Genomic DNA, 14,906 nt, shown 5'->3' on the forward strand with positions numbered 1-14,906 from the left:
CAGTTCAGCCGCAGGCGCCGCCGCCGCAGCAGCCCCCGCCGCCCGCGCCCGCGCCCGCGCTCATGGCGGGTGCGGGGCCGCTGCTGCCGCCCACGGCAACGGCGGAGAGGAGCTTGACGGTGTCGGCGTGGCCGGCCGGGCAGTCGGCGGGGGCGGACGACTCGGCCATCGGGCGGCTGAGCTCGAAGGTGTCGTCGCAGGTCCGGCAGCGGTATTCGTAACGAGGCATGCGCACAGGCTACGCAGCCCACCGCCCCCCGGGAAGCGGGCGGGCCGGGGGCGGCGGCCGGATCTAGGTGTACTGCCGGCGGCCCCGGGGCGCGCCGGCCTCCCGGCGGACGCGCTGTTCGCGGGCCGCCTGCTCGGGGTGGCGGGCGCGCCAGTACGGATTGTCGTGGGGCAGGGCGCTGCCGACCCGCCCGTACATCCCGAACCACATGAGCATCACGCCGACGACGAAGCTGAACAGCACGTTCGGCATGTGGAAGGCGAGGAAGTTCAGGCCGGTGTCGAGCAGGGCCAGGTTCACGAAGCCGCTGATGATGAAGAGCACACCGAGCACGATGTTGAGGGTGGAGGCGAAGGTCCCGCCGATCACCATGCCGGCGAAGAGCAGGGCGCCGATGCAGATCGACAGCACGCTGAGGGCGCCGTTGGTGTTGAGCGCGAGCACCGTGTCGCCGCCGGTGTCGAAGAACCCGATGCGGTGGATCAGCCCGAGGATCCCGAAGGCGACCAGCAGCAGGCCCATCAGGCCGGCGCCGACCTGGTAGACCGTGCTGAGCTTGTGGTCGGCGGGCAGGTGCTCGTCGAGGCGGGCGTTGACGGGATGCAGCAGGCGCCGGATCAGGTGGGAACCCTCGGGCGGCGCGGCCGTCGTCCCGTACGGCTCGTGGGCCACGTAGGGCGCGTAGTGCTCGTGCGCCTCGTGGCACCCGTAGGCCGCGTGGGGGGCGTACGAGGGGCGGGGCGCCGGGGGTGGCGGTGCGGTGACCTTATGGGACTTGCTGGTCGCGTGGGACGTTCGGGTCGCGTGGGCGGGACCCATGGTGCCCTCCTCTGCTCCGTCCCCCCGCCCTCCAGCATCCGCCGCCCCGCGCCCCGGGACAACCGCACGCCAGGACGTCAGGCGTGGTGCCCGCGCTCGCTGCGGATCGCGTTGACCACGGCCGCCACGGCCATCCGTACGTCCTCCATCTCCAGCAGGAACGCCCAGTAGTCCGGATGCCGCCCCTCCAGCCCGGCCAGGGCCCGCTCCACCCGCGCCACCGACTCGTCCAGCGGGCGCGCGTGCCGCGGATCGGGCACGCTCCGGCCCGCCATCGCCAGCCGCTGCGCGTCCCGGATCGCGAAGCGCGTCCGCTCCACCTCCGCCTTCGGATCCCGCGCCACCGCCTCCAGCCGCGTGAGCCGGTCCTGCGCGGCCGACACCGCCTCGTCGGTCGCGTCGAGCGAGGCCCGTACCTCTTCCAGCAACGTTCCTACATCGGCCCAGCGCTGTTCCTCCCGCGCCCGGCCGGCCTCCCCGATCCGGTCCTCGGCCCGCGCGACATCCCGCATCGCCTGCTCGGGGACATGCTGGAGGTCCTGCCAGCACGCCGCACTGAACCGGCGCCTCAGCTCGCTGAGCACCGGATCCACCCGGTCCGCCCGGTTGCGCAGCGCCTGCGCCCGGGTCCGCAGGCTCACCAGCCGCCGGTCGATCTCCGCCGCCCGCTCCGGCAGCCGCGCCGCCTCGGCCCGCACCGTCTCGGCGTCCCGCAGGATCCGGTCCGCGCGCTGCACCGTCGCCTGGACCCCGTGCCGCGCCGCCCCCTGGTTCAGCTTCGTCAGCTCCGGACCCAGCACGGCCAGGCGCGCCGCCAGATCGTCCGCCCGCATCCCCCTGGCCCGTACGGCGTCCAGCGCCTCACTCGCCGCCAGCAGCGCCGCCTTCGCCCGCTCCCGCGCCGGCGCGACCCGCGCCAGCTGCGTCTCCGCCTTGTCCAGCAACGGCTGCAGCCCCTGCGCGAACCGCTCCAGCTCTCCCTTGACCCGTACCAGCTCCTCCCGCGCCCGGGTCAGCTGCTCCCGCGCCTGCGCGGCGGCCGAGCCCTCCAGGTCGACCCGGTCCAGGTCGTGCGCGTCGACCGCCTCGATGTAGACCCGGCTCACCTGGTCGATGCGCTGCCCGAGCGCGGCGAACCCCTCGGTGGCCTGCCGCCCGGCGGGAGACCCGTCCGCCGCGGCGATGGTCTCGATGGAGATCCGCAGATCCCGCTGCGCGGTGTCCAGCTCGTAGAACGCGGCCGCCGCGGCATCCTTCGCCGCCTGCGCGTCCGCCCGCCGACTCTCGTCCCGCCCGCCGAACCACCGCCGGGATGCCGTCGTCACAATCCCTCTCCCGTACCGCCTCCGCCATGCCCCGCTCCATTCTCCCCCACGCACACGGGTTTGCGTGGGGGGTGCGCCCTCCATGTAGGCTGTCCACTCATCCACGGGTGCGTAGCTCAGGGGTAGAGCGCTGCTCTTACAAAGCAGATGTCGGCGGTTCGAAACCGTCCGCGCCCACCAGCAAGAAGACCCCCCGCCGATCATGGCGGGGGGTCTTCTGCATCTACATCTGACATCAACGGGAGCGGTCAGGGACGGCCGGGACGCTGCCTCAGCAGGCGGTCCATGTGGCCAATGGCCTCGCGCTGGGTGTCCTGGACGACGTGGGCGTACACGTTCATCGTGACGGCGATCTGCGAGTGACCGAGGATCTCCATCACGACCCGGGGCGGCACGCCGGCGGCCGTCAGCAGGGTCGCCGTTCCGTGCCGGGCGTCGTGCAATCGGATCACCCGGAGCCCGGCGTCTTTGGCCACGCGGGTGAAGGAGCGGTAGACGTTCCGTGGCTCGATGGGCCGTCCGGTCCGGGTGGTGAACACGTACCCGGTCTCATGCCAGTTGTCTCCGGCCTTGGCCCGCGCTTCAGCTTGCTTCATTCGCTGCCACCGCAGGGGAGCGACACAGATCCCGGGCAGGGGGAGGGTCTGCCGGCGTCGCTTGCCCTTGGGGTCGTCCTCGTAGGCTTCGCCCCCGACGCGCTGCCGCTGGGTTCGGACTCGGATCTCGCGCTTGTCGAGATCCACGTTCTCCCACCGCAGACCGACTATCTCGCCGCGTCGCAAGCCGAGCGCGATCGCCAGCACGAAGGCGGCGAACAGCGGGTCTTTGCGGCCGGCGGCAAGGAAGTCCAGCGTCTCCTGAAGGCTCCAGGGGGAGAGGTCTCGGGCTTCGACCCGGGGCGGCTCGACCAGCGTTGCGACGTTCCGCGTCACCAGCTCTTCCCTGACAGCTGCGGCGAGCGCGGTCCGCAGCACGCGGTGGGACTCCTTGGCGGTCGCGGCGCTGGTCTTCTTCTGGAGCTGGGCCAGAACTCGTCGGACGTCCGCGACCCCCAGGGACTCCAGGCGCTTCGAGCCCAGCAGTGGCACCAGGTAAAGGCGCACGTGCACCTCGTACTTGGCGAAGGTGGTGCGCTTGCGGTGGGGCTTCACGACGTTGTCGAGCCAGTACGGCAGCCACTCGGAGAGCTTGGCGGACCGCGTGGGCACGGGCACGCCCTGGTCCACCTTGTCGAGCAGTGCCCGGCGCTTCACGTCGCACTCGGCCCAGGTCTTGCCGTAGGCGAACTTCCGAGCCCGCGTGCCGTCGGGCTGTAGGACGTAGACGGCAGCCTGGAACCGCCCGTCCTTGCGCTGGGTGATGGTCCCCGCGCCGTTCGGGTTGCGCTTGCGCTGGGCGGCCATCAGGCAGCCTCCTCGATCTCGTGGTCGATGAACTTCCGGACGGCATCGGCGGGGATGCGGCGGGCACGGCCGATGGTGATCGACGCGAGGCGCCTGGACCGGATGAGGTCGTAGACGGTCGAACGCCCGAGCCTGAGTCGCTCCATCACCTCAGGCACGGTCAACAGTTCGGTGGTGGCGGTGGTCATGATTCCGCTCCTTCCATGGCGAGTTGGTCGAGCAGAGCTTCGCGGGCTGTCTCACGGTTTTGCTGGATGTCTCGGCGGATGTTCGCGGCGAGCCAGGATTCGCCGGGGGTGGAGCCGTGGCCGGCGTAGGACCAGTGCGCGATGACCAGGAGAGTGGTCTCCGGGTGGTCGTCGGGGTCGGGCAGGCCGAGCGCGGCGCACTGCTGGGCGGCGCGGTAGTCGGCGCGGACCTGGCGTAAGGCGCCGAGGGTGGTGGAGTAGCGGCGGGACTTGGTGGAGAAGTGCCCCCGGAAGCCGAGCATGTGGGCCCAGGCCCGCAGGCGCCGGTCCGGGTACGCCGCATCGAGGTCCATGCAGGCCTCCATGAGGCGCCGGGGGTGGTCGGGGACGGCCAGGAGGACAAGGGCTTCCTTGTTCCCCACCGGGTGGTCGACGGTGCCAGTCGTCTCGGCGGCCTTGGTGGCGTACTTGGCGACGTAGGAGGCGACGGCCTGTTCGGTCAGGTCTTCGCCGTTCCCGAAGGCGCCGATGGGCTGGACGTCGAGCTGGTCGCCCCACCGCAACACCCAGTCGTGCTCGAACCCGCGCTCCGGGTTGGGTGGCACGACGATGCTGACGCGGGCGGCGGCGGCCCGGATCGCGTCGGTGAGCAGTTCGAGGGTGGCCCAGGCCGGGGGCGGGGTGTCAGGGCCGGCCGGTCCGTCGAAGCGGATGACGGCGTGGAAGTGGACGGCTCCGCGCTTCTGGTACTCGGCGACCTTGCCGAAGGAGACGCGGGACTGTTCGCGCGCAGCCTTCTGCGTCAAGCCGGCGTGATGGGCGATCTCGCGGCGGAGGTAGATCGTGAAGTAGCGCCACAGTTCGGAGGCGTGGTTGTTCCAGAGGACCGCGCCCGCGTAGTCGTAGGTGACCGGGTCGAGCGGCGTGCCCAGTTCCTCGGCGTCCTCGGGGTGCCGGACCCCGCAGCGGCAGGGCCGGGTGCCGGGCCGGTTATGGACGGGACCGAAGGACGGGGCCGTCAGGGTGGCGAAGACGCGGGGGTGGTCGCGGATCGTCTCGGGGGTGCCCTTGGCCGGGTCGCCGACGAGTCCGGCGCGAATCAGGTGGTAGGTGTCTCCGGCGTAGGTCCACGCGCACGCAGGGCAGCGGGAGGCGCGGCGGTTGCCGCAGGCGACGCGGAGGACGCCGCCGGGTTCGGCGTCGGTGTTGTAGCTGTGGAGCACGGTGCGGGTGGCGGAGTCGAGGGTCTTGGTTCCGCCGCTGAGCCGGATGGGGGCGGCGCACCCTCCGGTGCGGCGGATCTGCTCGTGCAGGCGGTCGAAACCGGGAGCCCCGGCCACCCGGAGCAGATCGCTCAGGGTGGCCGGGTCCAGGCCCGCCGCAGTGGCGGTGTCGGTCACGTGCTCACTCCCCGTGGGCGGTGCCGTGGTGGGCGTTCCAACCTGCGACGAGGGCACCGACTTGGGTGTCGCCCTTGGCGGAGGCCGAGGCGCCGCAGTGGCAGACGGCCGAGGCGGTGGCGGGTTCCGACGGGGAGGGCTTGCTGACGTGCAGGCCGGGTGTGGCGCTGGTGGGCGTGAGGTCGGCCATGACGGCTACCTCCCGATCCGGATGACGGCGGAGGCGGGGGCGGCGTGGCCGAGGCCGTGGCAGGCCGGGCAGTCGACGCGGACGATGTCGCGGGCACCGGCGGCGGTGCGGAGGCCGGTGGTGATCGAGGCGGTGGCGAAGCCGTCGCAGTCGCGGCAGACGGGCGTGGTCGGGGCGGACTGGGGCATCATGAAAGCTCCCTTTCGGGTCCGTTGGATCTGGAGGGTTCAGGCGCCCGGGGCGGCGGAAGTTTGGCGACCGAGGCCGCCCCGGGGGCCGCTTAGCGTGTGTTGCGCCTGCCGTGGCCCTTGGCCGCGTACATCGCGGAGTCTGCGGCGGAGAGCGCGTCCGCCAGGCCCGGGACCGGCAAGTCCCCGCGGTGGCAGTGGCCCACCGAGGCCGAGACCGCCAGAGGGCGGCCGTTGTGCGTGACCGGCTGGTCCAGCGAGATCCGGAGGGCGGGGAGGCCGGGTGTCCGGGCGGGGTCGGTGACGATGGCGGCGAACTCGTCTCCGCCGAGTCGGGCGGGGATGCCGTGGCGCCCGCACCAGGCGGACAGGCGGTCGGCGGTCGTGGTGAGCACCGCGTCCCCGGCGGCGTGGCCGTAGGTGTCGTTGACGGCCTTGAAGTCGTCCAGGTCGATCAGGAGCACCAGGGCGCCGGGACGACTGGACATCAAGTGCTCGGCGCGGACGGTCCATCCGGCGCGGGTGTGCAGGCCGGTCAGGGGGTCACGGCGGGCACTGGACAGGCGGCGCAGGAGCATCCCGCCGTGGAGGGCCCAGCCGAGGGCCGGTAAGCCCGCTGCGATGACGTGCGTGTCCACGCCGGTCACCGCCCCTTCTGGAGATCCTTGACGAGCAGACGCAGGACCACCGCGATCAGGGCGACCGAAACACCGGTGATGGCGACGGCGAGGAGCATCGAGACGAGGACCGCACCAACGACGAGGACGACGGCGCCACCGCCGGCGGCCAGGGCGACCACGCTGCCGGGGGTGAACCGAACCGTGGCGCGGGCCGGGGCGGGCGCCGCCGAGGCCGGGGCGCGGTGGTCGCGGGCGGTCGGCGAAGCCTGACCGTGGGACTCCTCGCCGGGGACGGCGACGGGCCGGGTGAGCGGGGTGAGGGTGCCGGTCGGGAGCGGGTTGACCGGGATGCGCGGTCGGAACATGGCGGGTCCCCCTACTTGGTGATCGGGTCGATGACCGAGGCCAGGAGGCTGTCGGAGAGGAGGTAGCCGCCGAGGAGGATCACGGCCACGAGCCACAGCGGCGGGCGGACGAGCTTGTAGCCGAGGCAGCCGATGACGATCAGGGCGAGCCAGAGCGGTACGTCCATGACGTGGGTCTCCTTGCTGGTCAGCGCGGGTTACAGCGGTGGGTGCGGGCGGCGAGTTCGGCGGCGGCGCGGGTGAGGTAGTCGGCCGAGAAGTCGCAGCCGGGGGCGGTGCACACGGCGGTGTGCAGGGTGCGGCCCCGGCCGTCGTAGTGGGTGCCGACGCGCACCGGGCCGATGCGGATGACGTTGTGGAAGCGGTTCGGACGCACGGGTCCGTCTCCTTTCCTGATCAGGTGAGTTGGACGGCGATGGCGTCCGCGAGCGCGGGCGAGACGCCGAGGCGGCTCCGCAGGGTCGCGGTGTCGATCGGGTTTCCGGTCTGGGCCTGGTGGGCGTTCGCGATCTTCTGGGCGTGGTCGAGCAGGGCGGGCGGGACCGGCGTCACGGCGGCCGTGGCGGCGGGCTGAGGTGGAGCGTCCTGCGGAGTGGGATCGGCCGGCGGGAGTTCGGCAGCCGGTTCCGGCGCCCGGTCCACGGTCACGTCCGGGGTGGGCTCGACGTGGAGCCCGTCCGTGGGCTCCGGCTCAGGGACCGGAGTTGGAGCCGGGGCGTGGGCGAGGAGCGTGCCGCCGAGGAAGGCGAGCGCGGGCCAGCCCGCGACGAGGATGCGCAGCCAGGGCGGGACGTTGTTCAGGTCGAGCAGTCCGGCGGTGGCGATGTTGGCGCCGAGCGACGCCACGAGGGCGATGGCGAACCACAGCCACGCGTCGCGATTGCCCGCGTCCGTGCGCATCCGGCGCCAGGCGGCGACCAGTAGCAGGTCGACGCTGACCGGGTAGGCCCAGGCCTTCCAGCCGTCCTGCCCGGCGGCCGAGGCCAGGTCGTGCAGGTGGGCGAAGGACAGGGCACCGGCGATGACGGCCTGGACGAGCACGGCGTCGAGGCGGAGAGTGCGGGACACGGGTCACCTCCTTTCGAGGAGGCCGATGCCGAGTGCTGTGCTCCGGCACCAGCGGATTCGGGATCGGGTCACGCGGTGCCGGTGCCGAGGCGGGCCGGGCACAGTCCGGTCTGCGTGGCGCCGATCTCCCGGCGCTTGCGGCCGACCCGGACGGTCGTCACGGTCTCTCCCGATCCGGCGCAGGTGTCGCACTTTTGGACGGCCGGAGCGGGCTTGGCCGGGCGCCGGGCTTGGGGCTTCTTCTCGGTGGTCATGACGGTTCCCTTAGGTTTCGGGCATGGGCCGGGTAGGGACCTGGCGCGAGACGGTCGCGCCGACCGAGGGAGGGAGAGGGAATGTCAGTCAGTCGCGGGGACCGGCTTCACCAGCGGAACGGACCCGGCCACCGGCGCCACGGTGGGGATCACCGGCCGGTACGGGGCGAGAGCCGGAAGAGCCGGGGTCAGGTGCGCGAACTGAGCGCAGATCTCGGCAGCTTCCTCGGTGGTCAGCTCCGGGGTGCGAATACGGGACCAGCCGCCGGAGGAGTCACCGGCCACCGCGACACCGGGCTTGTCGGGCGGGATCGTCGTCACGGCCACGACCGCGTCCGGGGCGATGTCGCCCAGGCCCATGTCGGCGGTCTGCTTGTCGTTGACGCGGTGGACCACGCGGCCGGTGAGCTGGGCGCGGAGCGTGGTGGCGCCCTTGCCGAGTTCGGAGCCGAAGCGCTGACCGCAGATCTCCAGGTAGATGCCGGCGGAGCGAGCCATCTGCCCGAGGCGGATCAGCTGCATGACCATCCGGTCCCGGCGTTCCTCGTCCTTCTTCACCGCGACGAGGAACAGCTCAGCCACTTCATCCACGAGCAGGACGATCGGCACCGGCCGAATCTCAGCGGGCAGCGCCCACAGATCTTCCGCCCCGTAGGCACTCAGCAGGTCGAACCGGTCTTCCATCTCACCCACGAGCGCATCCAGGAGGCCCGATGCCTCCTCCGGCGTCACAGCCAGCGCCGACAGACGGGGCGCGTACCGGCGCTGCTCGACCCCCCGCTTGCAGTCGATGCCGACCAAGGCGACCCGCAGCCGCGCCAGCTCCTTGATCAGGTTGCGCAGGTACATCGACTTGCCCGACTGGTTGGCGCCGAGCGTCAGCGCGTGCGGGACCTTGAGGTAGTCGCGTACGAACGCGGTGCCGTCCTCCCGGAGCGCGACCGGGACCACCATCGGCCCCGACGGGCGCCGGCGCGGCATCTTCACCCGCCGAAGGACGTCGTAACCGGTCATCCGCAGCTCCACGAACCCCGGCTTCGTCGCCACCACGTGGACGGAGTGGACGCCCCAGGCGTGGCGCAGCCGCTCGGAGGCGGCGATCACGTCGGAGGGTTCCAGCCCGGCCGGCAATCGCAAGGTGACGCGCATTCCGGTCGCGGAGCCCCGCACCCGGCGGATCTTCGGCGGGACCGGCTGTACGCCGCTGCGACGGGCGACGTTGCGCACGAGGAACGCCCGCAAGCGGGACGGCTGGACCGTCAGCCCGCACACGTCCATCGTGGCCCGGTAGGTCACCGCGAACCGCACACGAGCCACGGGCAGACCGGCCACGGACCAGAACAAACGCGGTGCACGGACCTTCGCGTAGCCGAGTCCGCCACTGGCACCAGCCAGAGGGAGACCGACTTCCCATAAGGCCGTCAGGTCAGCCACGGTCAAACCCCGATCGTGAGGGCGACGGCGCGGAACGAGATGCCGTGCCGGGTCTGGCCGTTGAACGTGTTCTCCCAGTCCCGCGCCTTCAGCCCGACCACCGACACCGGCATGCCCGGCATCAGCCCCTCGGGGAGACCGGTCTCCGGGACGGTCACCTGGTAGAGGTTCCCCTCCCCCTCGTCCGAGATCAGCAGCCCCACCGTGGACAGCCCGGCACCGGTCTCCCGGTCCATCGCGCGCTCCCCGGTCTGCTTGCTCACGAGCTTCGGCGTGGGGGCCGTGGCCACGAACACCACGGCGGTCGACGTGTCCACCTTGAACGACGGCATGGTTTCTCCTTCAGAGATGCCAGCAGGAAGCTAGATGACCAACTTGGCTATCCCGGTTGGTCACATCTCGAAGGTAGAAGAGATGGCTAGCCATGTCAACAACATGACTGGCATGGCTGTCTTGCTTGAAGGAGGTCGCCTACCATCGACCCATGACCTTTGTCCCCGAGCCCCTCGACCCAGACGACGACCGCGCGCCCTACGAGCAGGTGGCCAGCAGCCTCAGTGCCGCCATCAGGACGAGGCGACTGGCCCCTGGCGAGAAGCTTCCGTCGCACAAGGAACTGACGGAGCTTTACGGGTTCGCGCGGGCGACGATCCAGCGGGCACTACGCGACCTGGAGGACGAAGGCCTGGTCATCTCCCGCAAGGGGAGCGGCGTCTACGTCCGCAACCGGACCGAGCGGCCGGCGGGCCTGAGGCCGTACGTCGAGCAGGCCTTCGCCAAGGATCGCGTGACCATCGACTTCGCCGGGTTCTCCAGCGAGACCCTGCACGGCGCGCTTCAGGAGCCGCTCGACAAGATCCGAGTCGGCCGCCTCACGCCTTCGAGCATCACCATGCGGATACTCGTCCCGGACATGTCCGTGCCGCAGGCCGCACCCGTGCGCCGCGAGGACGGGGCGGACGACAAGCGGCTTCGCGACCGCATGCACGAGATCATGGTCAGCTACACCCGCAGCATCAGGGACGCCATCGCCGAGCTGGGACACCTCGGCCTCGTCGCCGAGACCAGGATCAGCGTGCGCGTCCACAGCGGCACGCAGTTCTTCAAGCTGTACGTGATCAACGACGAGGACGCGTTCTTCGGGTACTACCCGATCCGCCCGAACAAGGTCGTGGCCCAGGGCGAGACGATCGAGATCTACGACCTCGTGGGCAAGGACACCACGCTCTTCCACCACTCCATCAACGACGGCGAGTCTTCCAGCGGGGCGCAGCAGGTCCAGCAGGCCCGCATGTGGTTCGACAGCGTGTGGGAGACCATCGGAAGGGACTTCGACCTTGACGCACGATGACCGGATCCGCAGCGTCCTGGAGAGCGCCCGCGTGGTCTTCTTCGACTTCGACGGCCCCGTGTGCGACGTGTTCGCCGGCCTGCCCGCCCCCGAGGTCGCCAAGCAGCTCACCGCACTGCTCTCGGCCGAGGACGAGACAGCGGGAGCCAAGGCCGCCAAGACCGACGACCCGATCGAGGTCATGCGGATCGCCCATGAGGTCGATGCCGAGATTGGTCAGAAAGTGGAGCAGGCGTTGACCGCGGCGGAGGTTGAAGCCGTCGCGGTGGCCGGCCCGCCGACGCGGGGGGCGGTGGAAGCCCTCCAGGCCGTGCGCTCCTCGGGGCGGGCTGTGGCGGTGGTGAGTAACAACTCCGCAGACTGCGTCCGGAGCTTCTTGGAGGCGCACGGGTTGGGCGAGTACGTCGCGAAGGTCATCGGCCGACCGGTGGGGCAGCCCCACCTGATGAAGCCGAACCCGTTCCCGCTGATCGGGGCGGCGGAGCAGATGCACATGGACATCACGCTTTGCACCCTGATCGGCGACTCGCTCACCGACGTCCAAGCCGCTCACGCAGCCGGCGCAACGGTCATCGCCTACGCCAACAAGCCCCATAAGGCCGACCTGTTCGCCGAAGCACGAGCCGACGCCATCACGGACGACATGAAGGCCATCGCCGACGCGCTCAACGCGGCTTAGCCGAAGGTCAGCGCGGACCTGTTACAGGTTTCTCTACCTCATCAAGCACCCGGCTGCGCTCCGCTCCGCCGGGCGGGCTTCCCGGCTCCGCTCAGGGGCGACGCTCCTGCCTTCGGCCCGCTCCGCCCCCGCTGCGCCGACGCCCGCCCCTACGGCGGGATAGGCCCAAGGCATGAGCAGAACCCCTTGGCCGCGAATTCCATCCGTCACCGACATGCCTCCGGCGGGGGCGCTCCGGCTCCAGGATGGCGGGGCGCCGCTGGCGGGTGCCGGCCGTGGGTGGCTGGTGGTGGGGAACTCCCATCCCGTCTGCCGTCGACCCAGGACAAGCCCAGCGGACACGGCACCGGGCGTCAAGGTCGTTCGTCCAGCTGGGCGCTCCACCTTGACGCCCGGCACCGCGCCCGCTCCACATGCGTGCGGGTCGACGGCAGACGGGATGGGAGTTGGGGTGAGTGGTGGCTGGTGCTAGCCCGGTCGCGGTGCACGGAAGCTCCGGTATAGCAGCCAGCAGTGGTTAATTTCAGCCAACCATCAGCGCCGATATGCGGCTTATGGGATGCAATCTATTTTCATTCGACGAGTGATTCAACCCGCTTATGTTTCACCGGTGAAGCAATTCGTTTCTCCCGTGGAACGAAAGACGTGAAGGTGCAGGTCAGGGCTCTGTGAACGGTTTACGGAGCCCCAGTTGCCTGCACGGGGAGGGGGAAAGGCCGCTTCCGTGGGGGCGGGGGATCAGCTACCCGAAAGACGCCGATCGATCAGTCTCAGATGACGTGCCGCTGCTACGGTCCTGGCCAAAAGAGGCCCCGTCCGGTCCCGCAAAGATGCGGACGGGGCCACGGACTCACCCCAATGGGTGGCGTCCGGGAAAGGAGACATGGACCAACATGCCGTCCCTGAACCCCAGCGTAATGACGTGCCCAGGGATAGAGCCAGCAGCCTGGCAGTGGTGATGGTCGCCGTCGGCACCCTACTGACTGGGCTGGGGGCGATCATCACGGCCCTTCGCTAGTTACTCGAAGTGCAGCGGTGGCACATGGGGCTTCCGGAGCTATGTGCCCCGCTGTGCTCCCGTGTGCGCCTTCCCGGCCTGTATGGCCAGCGAGACGCTGCCAGCGTTCGTGTGGCTGCTTGGGAAGGAGGCGTGGGGGAGTGACCCAGCCGAGGTGTGGGGCTCCGAAGGAGCGTGGTGGTCGGTGCAGGAGGCTGGCCATCGTAGGCAGCGGCCAGTGCTATCGGCATCAGGGCGAGTGGACAGCCCGTAGGGCGGCAGACCGCAAGGAGGCGGAAGCCAAGGCGAAGAAGCAGGCGCTTCGGAAGAAGAAGTGGTCTTGGTGGTAATCGACCGCTGACATCCGTAGCTGACATCAACGTGGGTGGATCCTGGCACTCACGTGGGGCCGAGGACAGGCGCCGCATCCTGGGATCGGTCCGTGGGAGGTAGCCGCTGGGCGAGCTTACAAAGCAGATGTCGGCGGTTCGAAACCGTCCGCGCCCACCATGGAAAAACGGCCAATGGCCCTGCCCGGACTGGGAATCGTCCGGGCAGGGCCATTGTCGTTCGCGGGGGTTCGCGTGGACTCACGGGGGCTCAGGGGGACTCGACGGGGAGTCCCGGCACCCGAACAACCCCCATGCGACGAGGCGGGCCGGGAACTGGTCGGCGTGTTAGGCGTTGGGGCGCTTGCCGTGGTTGGACTTCTTCTTCTTGCGGGCGCGGCGCTTGTTTCCTCGCTTGGCCATGGTGGCTCCCTCGGGTTCCGGTGCGGATCTTTCGGGCGTTCGTCAGTCTAGGTTCCGGGTGGGTTTCCCGCGCGGTGGGCGGGGGATCTCATCGCCGGGGGTGGTGGGGTGTGGCTTGGGGTGAGGTGTGGGTCTGGGGGATCGGGCTCGCGGTGGTGGTCGTGGGGGCCGTGTGGGGGGAGTGGCGTCGGGGGGAGGGGTTCGACGCGCAGCGGGACGCCGAGCGGGCCCGTCTGCTGGTGAGTGTCGAGGCCGCCGAGCGGGCCGATCCGCGGCTCGTGGACGCCGGGAGGGGGGCGGCCGGGGAGTTGGGGGACCGGCATGACGATTTCACCCCGATCCTCGTCGAGTACTACGCCTACGGGCTGGCCCAGGCCCGCAGCAGCTTCGTGACCAGCCAGCGGTTCGCGGGGATCGGCGCGGCGGTGCTGCTCTTCGGGGTGGGGCTCGCGGTGTGGAAGGCGGAGACCACGGGGGACGCGTACCTCGGGGTCGTGACCAGCTCCGTCGGGCTGGTCGTCACCCTGGTCGGGCAGCTCTTCCACCGGCGGGCCGACCTCGCGCTGCGGCACATGGCCGCCCAGACCGCCGCCCTGCGCGAGGACCGGCGGGCCGCGGAGAGTGCGCGGCAGGCGAGGGGGCTGCTGGAGGAGGTCGCCGACCCGGTGCTGCGGAGCCGGCTCCAGGCCGGGCTGATCCTGAAACTCTCCGGGGCCGAGCTGCCGCCCGCCGCGCCATAGTGGAGGTATGTGCCGCTCCATTAAGACCCTGCGCCCGCCCGCCATCCCCGAGAAGGCCACCGAGGAGGAGATCCGCGCCGCCGCGCTCCAGTACGTACGGAAGGTGTCCGGCTTCCGCGCCCCCGCCGCGCACAACCAGGAGGTGTTCGACGCCGCCGTGGACGCCGTCGCCGAAGCCACCAGGCTGCTGCTGGACGGGATGCAGGTGCGCGGGAGGCCGGCCCCCGTCTCCGCCTAGCCGGACCGCTCCGTCAGCCGGGCTGGGCCGAGCGGCGGCGCAGGACCCAGATGCCGGTGCCGAGGGCGCCGGCCGCGAGGGTGCCGCCGAGGGCGATCTGGCCCGGGCTCATCTCGCCCATGCTGCCGCCGACGCCGCCCCGGGCCGCGCCGGAGGCGACCTGGAGGGTGACGGTGACGCGCCGGCCGCCGGTGCCGCCGCACTCGAAGGTGACGGGGTGGGAGCCGGTGGCGGCGTCGCTGTAGACGGTGGCGGTGCCGGAGAGGCTGGCCGCCTGCGGGTTGCCCCCGGTCAGTGAGACGTCGCCGAAGGCGCGGGAGGTGGCCCGGCCGGTGCTCGTGCCGCAGCCCTCGACGTTCAGGCTGACCCGGCCGCCGGGGGAGACCGTGCCGGGGGAGACGGTGGCGGAGGGCGAGCCGGTGGCGGAAGGGGCGGCGGAGGCGAACGTGGCGGGTGTGACGGCCGCTGCGGCGAGGGCCGCGACGGCGGCTCCTGCCAGGCGGTACCGGATGCGCGTGGGGGACATGGAGAGAACTCCTCGGGCTTCTCGGAAAGGCGCGGCCAGGGCGAGCACGGGCGAGACGCGGATTCCGTTGCGCACCGCTCTTCGGACGCTAGAAGCCCCACCGGAAGGCGGCGATCGGTGCAGGGTGAACGGGTGACCGA

Annotated in this window: 22 protein-coding genes and 1 tRNA gene; 5 read left to right on the plus strand and 18 right to left on the minus strand. The window is 71.1% G+C overall.

All coding sequences use genetic code 11. The annotated features are described in order from the left end of the window. Window positions 1–4: 4 nt before the first annotated feature. From ACZ6ZT_RS07810 to ACZ6ZT_RS07820, 3 genes are all read right to left on the minus strand, one after another. On the minus strand, window positions 5–229 hold the full coding sequence (locus tag ACZ6ZT_RS07810; RefSeq protein ID WP_469716518.1) for an FmdB family zinc ribbon protein: 225 nt from the start codon (window positions 227–229) through the stop codon (window positions 5–7). Between the two features lie 63 nt (window positions 230–292). After that, on the minus strand, window positions 293–1,048 hold the full coding sequence (locus ACZ6ZT_RS07815) for a DUF4383 domain-containing protein (protein WP_469716520.1): 756 nt from the start codon (window positions 1,046–1,048) through the stop codon (window positions 293–295). 77 nt (window positions 1,049–1,125) lie between these two features. After that, the gene (locus ACZ6ZT_RS07820) at window positions 1,126–2,373 is read right to left on the minus strand and encodes a hypothetical protein (protein WP_469716522.1); all 1,248 of its coding nucleotides are present in this window, start codon (window positions 2,371–2,373) and stop codon (window positions 1,126–1,128) included. Window positions 2,374–2,478: 105 nt separating this feature from the next. On the opposite strand from ACZ6ZT_RS07820, the gene ACZ6ZT_RS07825 reads away from it, so the two are divergent. Beyond that, window positions 2,479–2,553: transfer RNA gene (locus ACZ6ZT_RS07825), tRNA-Val, on the plus strand. 68 nt (window positions 2,554–2,621) lie between these two features. Here ACZ6ZT_RS07825 and ACZ6ZT_RS07830 read toward each other — a convergent pair. The 13 genes from ACZ6ZT_RS07830 to ACZ6ZT_RS07890 form a co-directional block, all read right to left on the minus strand. After that, window positions 2,622–3,776 (minus strand): tyrosine-type recombinase/integrase, encoded by a 1,155-nt coding sequence (locus ACZ6ZT_RS07830; protein WP_469716524.1) that lies wholly within the window; start codon window positions 3,774–3,776, stop codon window positions 2,622–2,624. After that, window positions 3,776–3,964 carry a helix-turn-helix domain-containing protein gene (locus ACZ6ZT_RS07835; protein ID WP_469716525.1) on the minus strand — a complete coding sequence of 63 codons (189 nt, stop codon included), beginning with the start codon at window positions 3,962–3,964 and terminating at the stop codon, window positions 3,776–3,778. The genes ACZ6ZT_RS07830 and ACZ6ZT_RS07835 overlap by 1 nt, the downstream gene beginning before the upstream one ends. Further along, window positions 3,961–5,364: a replication initiator protein RepSA gene (gene repSA / locus ACZ6ZT_RS07840; RefSeq protein ID WP_469716527.1), complete on the minus strand. Its 1,404-nt coding sequence runs from the start codon at window positions 5,362–5,364 to the stop codon at window positions 3,961–3,963. The genes ACZ6ZT_RS07835 and repSA overlap by 4 nt, the downstream gene beginning before the upstream one ends. Window positions 5,365–5,368: 4 nt before the next feature. Further along, entirely contained in the window at window positions 5,369–5,554 is a 186-nt protein-coding gene (locus ACZ6ZT_RS07845) for a hypothetical protein (protein WP_469716529.1), read from the minus strand. Between the two features lie 5 nt (window positions 5,555–5,559). Beyond that, window positions 5,560–5,745: a hypothetical protein gene (locus ACZ6ZT_RS07850; RefSeq protein WP_362123613.1), complete on the minus strand. Its 186-nt coding sequence runs from the start codon at window positions 5,743–5,745 to the stop codon at window positions 5,560–5,562. Window positions 5,746–5,834: 89 nt separating this feature from the next. Further along, complete coding sequence (locus ACZ6ZT_RS07855) at window positions 5,835–6,380, minus strand: GGDEF domain-containing protein (protein WP_469716530.1); 546 nt, start codon at window positions 6,378–6,380, stop codon at window positions 5,835–5,837. A gap of 5 nt (window positions 6,381–6,385) precedes the next feature. After that, a complete protein-coding gene (locus ACZ6ZT_RS07860; RefSeq protein WP_469716532.1) occupies window positions 6,386–6,727 on the minus strand; it encodes a SpdD-like protein in 342 nt (113 codons plus the stop codon). A gap of 11 nt (window positions 6,728–6,738) precedes the next feature. Next, entirely contained in the window at window positions 6,739–6,894 is a 156-nt protein-coding gene (locus tag ACZ6ZT_RS07865) for a hypothetical protein (protein WP_362123621.1), read from the minus strand. Window positions 6,895–6,914: 20 nt separating this feature from the next. Continuing rightward, window positions 6,915–7,103 carry a mobile element transfer protein gene (locus ACZ6ZT_RS07870; protein ID WP_362123624.1) on the minus strand — a complete coding sequence of 63 codons (189 nt, stop codon included), beginning with the start codon at window positions 7,101–7,103 and terminating at the stop codon, window positions 6,915–6,917. A 20-nt stretch (window positions 7,104–7,123) separates the two neighbouring features. Then, complete coding sequence (locus tag ACZ6ZT_RS07875) at window positions 7,124–7,795, minus strand: DUF2637 domain-containing protein (RefSeq protein ID WP_469716535.1); 672 nt, start codon at window positions 7,793–7,795, stop codon at window positions 7,124–7,126. Window positions 7,796–7,863: 68 nt separating this feature from the next. Then, window positions 7,864–8,049, minus strand: a complete 186-nt coding sequence (locus tag ACZ6ZT_RS07880; protein WP_469716537.1) for a hypothetical protein — start codon at window positions 8,047–8,049, stop codon at window positions 7,864–7,866. Window positions 8,050–8,133: 84 nt separating this feature from the next. Next, window positions 8,134–9,483: an FtsK/SpoIIIE domain-containing protein gene (locus tag ACZ6ZT_RS07885; RefSeq protein WP_469716539.1), complete on the minus strand. Its 1,350-nt coding sequence runs from the start codon at window positions 9,481–9,483 to the stop codon at window positions 8,134–8,136. 2 nt (window positions 9,484–9,485) lie between these two features. After that, window positions 9,486–9,815 (minus strand): SCO3933 family regulatory protein, encoded by a 330-nt coding sequence (locus ACZ6ZT_RS07890; RefSeq protein ID WP_469716541.1) that lies wholly within the window; start codon window positions 9,813–9,815, stop codon window positions 9,486–9,488. Window positions 9,816–9,967: 152 nt separating this feature from the next. Here ACZ6ZT_RS07890 and ACZ6ZT_RS07895 point away from each other — a divergent pair, with 152 nt between their 5' ends. Both ACZ6ZT_RS07895 and ACZ6ZT_RS07900 read left to right on the plus strand, forming a co-directional pair. Further along, window positions 9,968–10,834, plus strand: coding sequence for a GntR family transcriptional regulator (locus ACZ6ZT_RS07895; RefSeq protein ID WP_469716543.1), 867 nt, complete (start codon window positions 9,968–9,970; stop codon window positions 10,832–10,834). Then, window positions 10,821–11,513, plus strand: a complete 693-nt coding sequence (locus tag ACZ6ZT_RS07900) for an HAD family hydrolase (RefSeq protein ID WP_362123637.1) — start codon at window positions 10,821–10,823, stop codon at window positions 11,511–11,513. Before ACZ6ZT_RS07895 ends, ACZ6ZT_RS07900 begins: the two co-directional genes overlap by 14 nt. A 1,674-nt stretch (window positions 11,514–13,187) precedes the next feature. Here the strand turns inward: ACZ6ZT_RS07900 and ACZ6ZT_RS07905 are convergent. Continuing rightward, complete coding sequence (locus tag ACZ6ZT_RS07905) at window positions 13,188–13,262, minus strand: 50S ribosomal protein bL37 (RefSeq protein ID WP_106960698.1); 75 nt, start codon at window positions 13,260–13,262, stop codon at window positions 13,188–13,190. A 110-nt stretch (window positions 13,263–13,372) separates the two neighbouring features. On the opposite strand from ACZ6ZT_RS07905, the gene ACZ6ZT_RS07910 reads away from it, so the two are divergent. Continuing rightward, a complete protein-coding gene (locus ACZ6ZT_RS07910; protein ID WP_469716545.1) occupies window positions 13,373–14,002 on the plus strand; it encodes a TRADD-N-associated membrane domain-containing protein in 630 nt (209 codons plus the stop codon). A 7-nt stretch (window positions 14,003–14,009) separates the two neighbouring features. After that, a complete protein-coding gene (locus ACZ6ZT_RS07915) occupies window positions 14,010–14,240 on the plus strand; it encodes a DUF2277 domain-containing protein (RefSeq protein WP_469716547.1) in 231 nt (76 codons plus the stop codon). Window positions 14,241–14,253: 13 nt separating this feature from the next. Here the strand turns inward: ACZ6ZT_RS07915 and ACZ6ZT_RS07920 are convergent, their stop codons facing one another. Continuing rightward, a complete protein-coding gene (locus ACZ6ZT_RS07920; RefSeq protein ID WP_469716549.1) occupies window positions 14,254–14,766 on the minus strand; it encodes a hypothetical protein in 513 nt (170 codons plus the stop codon). Between the last annotated feature and the right edge of the window lie 140 nt (window positions 14,767–14,906).

The sequence above is a fragment of the Streptomyces sp. NPDC102258 genome, from assembly GCF_055584685.1.

Excerpts from the sequence above, each read along its gene's own strand:
- ACZ6ZT_RS07810 (WP_469716518.1), bottom strand. The coding sequence starts at position 229 with ATGCCTCGTTACGAATACCGCTGCCGGACCTGCGACGACACCTTCGAG.
- ACZ6ZT_RS07815 (WP_469716520.1), bottom strand. The coding sequence starts at position 1,048 with ATGGGTCCCGCCCACGCGACCCGAACGTCCCACGCGACCAGCAAGTCC.
- ACZ6ZT_RS07830 (WP_469716524.1), bottom strand. The coding sequence starts at position 3,776 with ATGGCCGCCCAGCGCAAGCGCAACCCGAACGGCGCGGGGACCATCACC.
- ACZ6ZT_RS07835 (WP_469716525.1), bottom strand. The coding sequence starts at position 3,964 with ATGACCACCGCCACCACCGAACTGTTGACCGTGCCTGAGGTGATGGAG.
- ACZ6ZT_RS07845 (WP_469716529.1), bottom strand. The coding sequence starts at position 5,554 with ATGGCCGACCTCACGCCCACCAGCGCCACACCCGGCCTGCACGTCAGC.
- ACZ6ZT_RS07850 (WP_362123613.1), bottom strand. The coding sequence starts at position 5,745 with ATGATGCCCCAGTCCGCCCCGACCACGCCCGTCTGCCGCGACTGCGAC.
- ACZ6ZT_RS07860 (WP_469716532.1), bottom strand. The coding sequence starts at position 6,727 with ATGTTCCGACCGCGCATCCCGGTCAACCCGCTCCCGACCGGCACCCTC.
- ACZ6ZT_RS07865 (WP_362123621.1), bottom strand. The coding sequence starts at position 6,894 with ATGGACGTACCGCTCTGGCTCGCCCTGATCGTCATCGGCTGCCTCGGC.
- ACZ6ZT_RS07880 (WP_469716537.1), bottom strand. The coding sequence starts at position 8,049 with ATGACCACCGAGAAGAAGCCCCAAGCCCGGCGCCCGGCCAAGCCCGCT.
- ACZ6ZT_RS07890 (WP_469716541.1), bottom strand. The coding sequence starts at position 9,815 with ATGCCGTCGTTCAAGGTGGACACGTCGACCGCCGTGGTGTTCGTGGCC.
- ACZ6ZT_RS07895 (WP_469716543.1), top strand. The coding sequence starts at position 9,968 with ATGACCTTTGTCCCCGAGCCCCTCGACCCAGACGACGACCGCGCGCCC.
- ACZ6ZT_RS07915 (WP_469716547.1), top strand. The coding sequence starts at position 14,010 with ATGTGCCGCTCCATTAAGACCCTGCGCCCGCCCGCCATCCCCGAGAAG.
- ACZ6ZT_RS07920 (WP_469716549.1), bottom strand. The coding sequence starts at position 14,766 with ATGTCCCCCACGCGCATCCGGTACCGCCTGGCAGGAGCCGCCGTCGCG.